General features: G+C 48.8%; 1 protein-coding gene and 1 pseudogene. Both read right to left on the reverse strand.

The window, feature by feature from the left end:
• Positions 1-55: 55 nt before the first annotated feature.
• Positions 56-928 (reverse strand): annotated as a pseudogene (locus M6D81_RS31495) (IS3 family transposase); the annotation flags it as partial.
• 11 nt (positions 929-939) lie between these two features.
• Positions 940-1,195 (reverse strand): transposase (locus M6D81_RS31500; RefSeq protein WP_410795810.1); only part of this gene is annotated, 256 nt, incomplete at its 5' end.

A 1,195-nucleotide genomic window follows, 5' to 3' on the forward strand; every position in this document is an offset into this window, starting at 1 on the left:
TGGAGTTGTCAAAAAAAGTGCAGTTTGAAAACACCCTCATACAGAAATCCCTTTACTAAGCTGCTTGTGACAGTATTCTTTCGCGATAAACAGCTGGGGGCCACCCCCCTGGATTAGAGGTGTAGATCCGCCGTCTGTTGTAGTAGACCATGATGTATCGGAAGATGATCGATTTTATATAGACCATCGGATAGCGCTCCGTATTGATCTTGTACAGCTTTTCTTTCTTTAGCGTAGCAAAAAAGCTTTCCATTCTCGCGTTGTCATAGCAACGTCCTGTGCCGCTCATACTCTGAATGGCATCTCGTTTAGCTAGACATTCTCGGAATGCTTGGCTCGTGAATTGACTGCCTCGATCACTATGAAAAATCATTCCGCGAGCATTTCTTGCCTTGCAGGCGTTCTCAAAGGCTTGGATGCAGAGCTCTTTACGCATGTTGTCGTCCATGGCGAGACCTACGATCTCTCCGTTGAAACAATCCAGTACTGCGCTCAGATAGAGCTTGCCGTCTGAACAAGGGACTTCGGTGATATCCGATAGCCACTTTTGGTTGGGTGCCGACGCCCTGAAGTCTCTCTGGATCAGGTTCTCACTCTTTTGAGCTGCGGCATCCTCGCGTGTAATGCCATTTGGATGACGCTTGGCTTTCTTCAGCAGGCCATGCTTCTTCATGATGCGATAGACGGTGCTGTAGCTGGTTGTGATCTCTATTTGTGACAGCGCCAGCAGAATACGCTGGACACCGTAATTACGGTTGTCTTCATGCTCTCCAATGATGTCTTTGATTTTGACCAGAAGAAGTTCCTGCCGCTCCTGTTTGGGCGTGGGCTTCAAGCTACGGTAATAGCCCGATTCACTGACAGCAAGCACTTTGCACATCTCCTTGACGGTCCATTGATCCCGTCGTTCACAGATGTAAGCATAGAGCTGGCATGCCTTTACCGCTTCCGGTCTTTTGCGAAAAAACCCAGTGCGTCCTTGAGAATTTCATTCGCGCGTCGCAACTCGCCTATTTCTTTTTCTAATTCGATTTCACGCGCAGTCTTATCGGCAGATGCATAAGCACGTCCGCTTCCGATATGTGCTCCGTCGCCGTGCTGGGCTCTTCGCTTTCTCCATTCCTGCAAAGTATAGTAGGCTACGCCTAACTGCTCGGCGGCTTTCTTTGGGCCAATCTCATCACTCAATCTTACT

Origin of the sequence: Paenibacillus sp. J5C2022, from assembly GCF_025567625.1 — a bacterium.
In the GTDB taxonomy this organism is placed as follows: Bacteria; Bacillota; Bacilli; order Paenibacillales; family Paenibacillaceae; genus Pristimantibacillus.